This window comes from Ruegeria sp. AD11(2025) (genome assembly GCF_056542405.1).
Genome location: NZ_JBQFZU010000027.1, coordinates 48,572 through 55,298, shown reverse-complemented (window position 1 = coordinate 55,298; position 6,727 = coordinate 48,572). Strand labels below are relative to the sequence as shown.

Sequence of the window (6,727 nt, the reverse complement as noted above, 5' to 3'; positions counted from 1 at the left end):
CATCGCCGAACCAATGATACCAAACGCGTGTTCAATACCGTGAAGCTGCAGAACCTTAACAAAGGCCTCTTCCGTCGTCATTTTCATCTGTTTCTGTCCTTGTTTGAGACGTCAAAGCGTTGGTGAGTTAGAGAATTTCGTCCCTGAGGTAGTAGCCGACATAAGCCATGCGCTGGCCCAATCGTCGGAAGGGTGTGAGGATGCCGTGGCTTGGCAGCGGGGACGTGAAGATTGGCAGGTCAAATGCCTTATCTTTTTCACCGGCAACCAACTGCGCCATGCGTCGCCCGGCCTGTGCTGAATACATCACGCCATTGCCGCCATACCCCATCGCGTAGAACACGCTTTGATCAGGGTCTGGCTGGAAGATACGGGGCATCATGTCGTGGCTGACATCGACCCACCCCCACCACGAGTAGTCGAGGTTGATATCTTCCAGCGCCGGGAACTTGCGGGCAAGACCTTTTTTCAGCAGTTCCAAGTGCTTGTTGTTTTCGGCATCCCGCCCTGTCACGGCACTGCGGCTGCCGATCTGCATCCGATTGTCCGGCAAAAGGCGATAATAGTGCCGTAACGTGCGGGTATCGGTCAGGGGCGATTTGGTCTGGATGCCACACTCGTCCAGTTCGGACTGGGTCAAGGGCCGTGTGACCATCGAGTTTGACAGGATCGGCATCAAGCGGTGTTTGGTCCGGTTGTTCAAACCGGGCGGCGTGTAACCGGCGGTTGCCAGAGCCACGGTCTTTGCCCGAACGATACCCCCCGGCGTACGCAGATGATGAACGCCGTTTTTGGTCTCCCACCCCATTACCGGGCTGCCGGTGTGGATTTTCACGCTCAACCGGCGGGCCATGTTGACATAACCAAAGGCCAGTTTGCCAGCATGGATGCAGGTGCCATCAGGCTCCCACATGGCACCTGCTGCCTCCATTTCACGCACGTGGCTTTCGTGCAGCTCATCGCGGTAAATAATGCGCGATCCATAACCGAACACATCATTCAGCAGCTTGCTCTCTTTTTTGAGCGACGGCATCACCTTGTCCCGGTGGGCAATATAATAATGTCCCCCCGGCTGCGGATCGCAGTCGATATCGTCCGAAGCGATCAGATCATTGAAGAGCTCAAAGGCTTCGGTCACTTCTGCGTGCATGCCTTTGGCCACGTCTATGCCCCACCGCTCGATCCACTGCGAGCGTTTCAACCGCCCTGAGGAAATCTGGGCCTGCCCACCATTGCGGGTCGAACAGCCCCAAGCCACGGTGTTCGCCTCCAGAACCACGGCCTGAATGCCATGCTCCTTGGCCAGGTGAATGGCGGTCGACAATCCGGTATAGCCCGAGCCGATAACAACGACGTCGGCATCCATGTCACTGGACACCGGGCCATCATCCGCAGGCGGTGTGCCCGCAGTGCCAATCCAGTATGTTGGCGCGTGGTCACGATTGTGACCCGGACCCGCATCTATGATGGGGTCATACTTGGGGTCATAGCTGGCCTTGGGCCAGTGACGCGGGATGTTGTTGTCCACCATTCTTGTTACTCTCCGAAGCTACGCGCAGGGCGGCGGATCAGGCTTTGAACATTGGGCGCGTTTTGCGAAGCGCCTGTTTCACTATGATTTTCCCGTCACGCACGGTGAACAAATCGGCGCCCTCGGCCTCGATGCGCATGCCGTTGGCGTCGGTGCCGGAAAAAGTCCACTCCGATACAGCCCTATCACCGTGCACAAAGTGGCTGTGGTGATCCCAATGCGCGTCTTTCATACCAGCCCATACGCCCGAGAACGCAGCAGCGATGGCCTCTGCGCCTTCGACCTTGTTGCCGTATTTCTTGTCACCGGCGACGGTGTAGAACACGCAGTCATCGGCAAAATGGGTCATCACTCCGTCGATGTCGTGACGGTTGAACGCGTCGAACGTGTCGGCCAGGTCCTGCGCGGTCAGGGTCTTGCTCATATTGTGTTTCCTTTTCAGAGGGGTTGTTAGGTTTCGTTCGGGTTCGGAACGATCAGTGTCGGGATCTTGGACCGCCGCAAAACGCGTTTGGCGACGGTGCCGAGGAAGGTATGGGAAAAGCCGTGGTCGTGCGCGCCGAGCACGATCAGATCACAGCCCAACTCAACCGAACGGCGCAGGATCACTTCGGCGGGGTGACCGTCGGTGACCTCGACCGAGGTTACCTGTTCACGAATCCTGGCATCATCGCCTTCGAAGCGTGCCCAGAACTTTGCCTGCCGTTCTGCCAATACCTGTCGCACCATCTCGTGGCGGCGCGACAGCGCGGTTTTACGGGTTTCCGCGTTTAGGATGAACATTTCCATCGTGATTTTGGCGTCTTCTGAAAGCGGCTCGTTAACGTGCAGCACGTGAATCTGCGCCCCTGTGGCCTGCGCGATGCTGGCAGCATGGCGCAGGGCGTGGGGTGAGTTCGCCGACAGGTCGGTGGCAAACAGGATGTTGGTGATCAATTGTTTCATGTCGTCATCCTTTCCGGGTCAGTAGCCCAGCAGCCGTGGCAACCACAGCGACAGCTCAGGGAAGAAGGCGATGATGAAGATCGCGGCCGTATTAGCGGCTGCAAATGGCAGCGCCCGCAGTGAGATCTGTTCGATCGAGATGTTCGAAATTCCCGAGGCGATGAACAGGTTCTCACCCAGCGGCGGCGTCTGGAAGCCGATGCCCAGCGTACAGACCATCACCACGCCAAAGTGGATCGGGTCGATGCCCACCGAATAAGCCACCGGCAGCATCACCGGAACCAGGATCAGGATGGTGGCCAGCGTCTCCATGAACATGCCGACAAACAGCAGGAAGAAGATGATCAGCGCCCAGATCACATAGAGGTTGTCGGTAAAGCTGAGCATCGAGTCCGCGATGATCGCCGGGATCTGGTTCTCCACCAGCAGACGGCCAAACACAGTGGCGGTGAACAGGATCAACAGAACCCGGCCGGTCAACCATGTGGTGGCTTCCAGCGATTGGAAAAGCGTTTGCCACGTCAGTTCGCGGTAGATCACTACACCCACGACCAGCGTGTAGAAGATCGCAACAATTGCGGCCTCGGTCGGGGTGAAGAAACCGGTGTAAATGCCACCTAGGATCACCAGCGGTGCCATCAATGACCAGAATCCACGGTACATCTCACAGAAAACATTACGGATGGACCAACCTTCGGCCGATCCTTTGTAGCCGCGCTTTTTCGACATGAAAAAGTTCAGAATCAGCAGGCTGGTGGCGATCAGGAAGGCCGGAACGAAGCCTGCGATGAACAGTTTCGAGATTGAGACCGACTGGAAGGTACCGAATTTCTCGACCGCTTCGACCGGAGGTGCCATGCCGAGCGCGGCAATGCCGAAGATCACCATCGGGATGGAGGGAGGAATGATAATCCCGAGGCCGCCAGAGGACGCAGTGATCGCCGAGGCATAGCCGCGCTCATATCCGCGGTTGATCATCGCGGGGATCATCAGCATCCCCACCGCCGCGGTCGTTGCCGGGCCTGAGCCCGAAATGGCGCCAAAAAACAGACAGGCCATGACAGTTGCCGCCGAGATGCCACCGGTAAATGGACCGGCGAGACTTTCAGCGACGTTTATCAGCCGTTTTGAGATACCGGCGGCCTCCATCAAGGCTCCGGCCAGGATAAAGGCTGGCAGCGCCATCAGAGGGAAAGCGCCCACCGAGGTAAAGGCAATCTGCACGAATTTGATGGGATTTTCGCCCAGATACAGGAACGAAAACAGCGAAGCCACACCCAGAGCAACCGTGATCGGTGCGCCGATGAGCAGCAGAAGAAGAAACGATCCAAATAGGATTGTGACGATTTCGGATTCCATGACGTTTCCTCCCTGCCTTAGTCGTTCTTGGCTGCTTCAGTGGCAGCTTTGATTTCGTCGAGGTCGATCTGATCGGGGTCGTGGATTTCTTCACCCTTGACCAGGCGGCGGTAGTTCACCTGAATGACGCGGAAGGTCATCAGCGCAAAGGCGATGGGCAGCACCATGTAGATGTACTTCATCTCGATGCCCAAAGTCTGCGACTTCCAGAATTTGTTCATCTTGTTGAAGACAAAATCCGTTGACAGATACAAGAAGTAGACATTGAAGAAGAGCCAGAAGAGATCGGCAAAAGCCTCAATGTATTTGATCGCGCCGTCGGGCAGAAACTTGAACTGGAATGTCACCCGGTTATGTGCGCCTTTCAAAGCGGCGTAACTGGCGCCGAAATAGACGAACCAGACGAACATGTAGACCGAGAGTTCCTCAATCCAGCTGATCGAAAAGCCGAAGACTTCGCGCGCGACGATCTGTACGAACAAAAGGCAGACGAAACCGGATAATAAAACCCGGCATATGACGCTTTCTATATTGTCCAGAAATTTCCAGAACATGTGGGTTCCCTCCTCCCTGAGATGAGAAGAGCGCCGTAGCGCTCTTCCCTGTATCGCTCTACGGCGATTACTGTTGGACCGGGTCGCGGCCGATGGCTTCGAGAACAGCGTTCAGTTTGTCGACGCCACCGATGGAGTCGTAGAACTGCGGCCATACGGCACCGGTTGCCAGTTCAATGAACTCGGCTTCGTCGTTTTCTGGATCGATGATTTCCATGCCCTTGGCGGTCAGCTCTTCTTTGATGGCCGCTTCTGAATCACGAAGGAACTGAGCTGAGGCCAAAGTTGCCTCTTGTCCTGCTTCCAAGATCATCTGTTGTTCTTCTTCGGACAGATCCTGGAAGACAGCTTCGGAAATGATCAGCGGTTCGATCGAGAAAATATAACGCAGGTTGGTTACGTGGTCCTGTACCTCGTAGAACTTCATTGCGTTGATGGTCAGGTATGGGTTGTCCTGGCCGTCGACAACCTTGGTCTGAAGACCGGTGAAGGTCTCTGACCATGCCATCGGGGTCGGGTTGATGCCCCAGGACTTGTAGGTTTCGATCATGATCTCGTTTTTGGGAACGCGGATGATCAGATCCTGCAGGTCGGCAACCGAGCTGACCGGCTTTTTCGAGTTGGTCAGGCGGCGGAAACCGGTATAGGTCCAGCCGATGATGCGCACGCCCGCATCGCGGATCGTGTTTTCGACCAGTTCCTGACCGATCGGACCCTGAGTCAGCGTCTCAGCGTCTTCGAGGCTCAGGATAACGTAAGGCAGCGTGAATACGCCCACCGAAGGCGAGAAGGGTGTGATGTTGTTGATCGCCAGCAGCGACATGTCCAGCGTGCCGATGGCGGCTTCGTTGACGGTGTCCTGCTCAGAGCCTAACTGACCGTTCAGGAATAGGGTCGCAGTATGCCCGCCGCCCGATTTCTCTTCGAGCGCTTTGACAAATGCTATTCCAAGAGCTTCCTGTGCGCTACCTGCGCTGTCGCCAACCGCAATTTTGAAGTTTTTCGCGTCGGCTGCGCCTGCAGCCATCAGCGCCGCCACGGATACTGCAGCGGTGATGGTGCCAAGCTTTTTGATAAATGACATGGATTTCCTCCCATTTTCAGATTTCGAGGTGCGCGCTGACCTGGGGAGAGTTGGCCAGTCCGATTCTACCTCGGCGCGGAAACACTAGCTTGGACAAAGTGTTTCTTCGTTGCTAAACTTTGCGCGATAGGTTTCACATATATCGAACTTGAAAAATGAAACTCGACACGCTTTCCACTCGCATAGGCGACACCGACATACGGCTGTTGCGGATATTCAAAACCGTTGTTGAAAGCGGTGGGCTTTCGGCTGCCGAAGTTGAGTTGAACATTGGCAAATCGACCATCTCCAAGCATATTTCGGATCTTGAACTGCGCCTGGATTTGAAACTCTGCAACCGTGGGCCTTCTGGTTTCTCGCTGACCGAAGACGGCGAAAAAGTGCTGCGCGCCACCGAAGACCTATTGATATCCGTCTCGCAGTTTCGAACCGAAGTGAACGAAATCAAGGAACAACTGGCGGGTACAATTCGGGTGGCGCTGTTCGATCAATGCACCTCGAATCCAGAGGCGCGGCTGGCCCGCTCAATTCATAAATTCAACGAAGCCGCGCCCACAGTTCAAATCGAACTTTCGATGGAACCACCTAACGTGATCGAAACGATGGTCATTACCGGGCATCTGGATATCGGGATCATCGCGTTGCACCGTCCGTCCGCCAGCCTTGATTATGTTCCACTTTATGGTGAGGACATGTTTCTGTATTGTGGGAACGAACACCCTTTGTTTGACCGTTCAGAAATTGATCTAAGCACGGACGACCTGCGCAAGTACAACTATGCAGGCCTCAGCGTGAATTCCCCAAATCTTATCGTTGGTCAGCAATTGGGCTTAAGGCGCGCAGCAAAGGTTCAAAGCGAACAAGCTCTTGCTATTTTGATCCTTTCCGGCAGGTATCTTGGTTTTTTGCCAGGCCACCTTGCCCAGCAATTCGTTGACCAGAACCTGATGAAGAAGGTTTTGCCGAGCAAAACGCAGTATCGAACGCGTTTTGCGGCTGTAACCCGAAGGCAACCGGCACCAACACGCATCACCAAACTTTTTATGAGTGTTTTGAGCCAACAACACGACAACGGATCTGTTACATAGTTTTGACCATACGGAGTCTCGTCATCGGTCGGATCGGAACTAAACAGCCAGATCACAGAAATGACGCGTAGCATTCAATTCTTCACAACAGATTCCCTTAGAAAAGTTTGCGACAAAGTCGGCAAAACCTCAGATTAATTCCTGCTAGCCCAAATGGTGTCAGGCT

At 55.0% G+C, this 6,727-nt stretch carries 7 protein-coding genes; 1 reads left to right on the top strand and 6 read right to left on the bottom strand.

The window, feature by feature from the left end:
* Positions 1 to 127 precede the first annotated feature (127 nt).
* The 6 genes from ACR1XY_RS19780 to ACR1XY_RS19755 all read right to left on the bottom strand — a co-directional run bounded on the left by ACR1XY_RS19780 (position 128) and on the right by ACR1XY_RS19755 (position 5,473).
* Entirely contained in the window at positions 128 to 1,531 is a 1,404-nt protein-coding gene (locus tag ACR1XY_RS19780) for an NAD(P)/FAD-dependent oxidoreductase (RefSeq protein WP_480595689.1), read from the bottom strand.
* Between the two features lie 37 nt (positions 1,532 to 1,568).
* On the bottom strand, positions 1,569 to 1,955 hold the full coding sequence (locus ACR1XY_RS19775) for a nuclear transport factor 2 family protein (protein ID WP_480595686.1): 387 nt from the start codon (positions 1,953 to 1,955) through the stop codon (positions 1,569 to 1,571).
* A 26-nt stretch (positions 1,956 to 1,981) separates the two neighbouring features.
* Positions 1,982 to 2,476 carry a universal stress protein gene (locus ACR1XY_RS19770; RefSeq protein ID WP_480595684.1) on the bottom strand — a complete coding sequence of 165 codons (495 nt, stop codon included), beginning with the start codon at positions 2,474 to 2,476 and terminating at the stop codon, positions 1,982 to 1,984.
* Positions 2,477 to 2,494: 18 nt separating this feature from the next.
* On the bottom strand, positions 2,495 to 3,835 hold the full coding sequence (locus ACR1XY_RS19765) for a TRAP transporter large permease (protein WP_480595682.1): 1,341 nt from the start codon (positions 3,833 to 3,835) through the stop codon (positions 2,495 to 2,497).
* A gap of 17 nt (positions 3,836 to 3,852) precedes the next feature.
* A complete protein-coding gene (locus tag ACR1XY_RS19760; protein WP_480595680.1) occupies positions 3,853 to 4,389 on the bottom strand; it encodes a TRAP transporter small permease in 537 nt (178 codons plus the stop codon).
* A 67-nt stretch (positions 4,390 to 4,456) separates the two neighbouring features.
* Complete coding sequence (locus ACR1XY_RS19755) at positions 4,457 to 5,473, bottom strand: TRAP transporter substrate-binding protein (RefSeq protein ID WP_480595678.1); 1,017 nt, start codon at positions 5,471 to 5,473, stop codon at positions 4,457 to 4,459.
* 155 nt (positions 5,474 to 5,628) lie between these two features.
* Between ACR1XY_RS19755 and ACR1XY_RS19750 the strand changes: the two genes are divergently transcribed.
* A complete protein-coding gene (locus tag ACR1XY_RS19750; protein ID WP_480595676.1) occupies positions 5,629 to 6,561 on the top strand; it encodes a LysR family transcriptional regulator in 933 nt (310 codons plus the stop codon).
* Positions 6,562 to 6,727 lie beyond the last annotated feature (166 nt).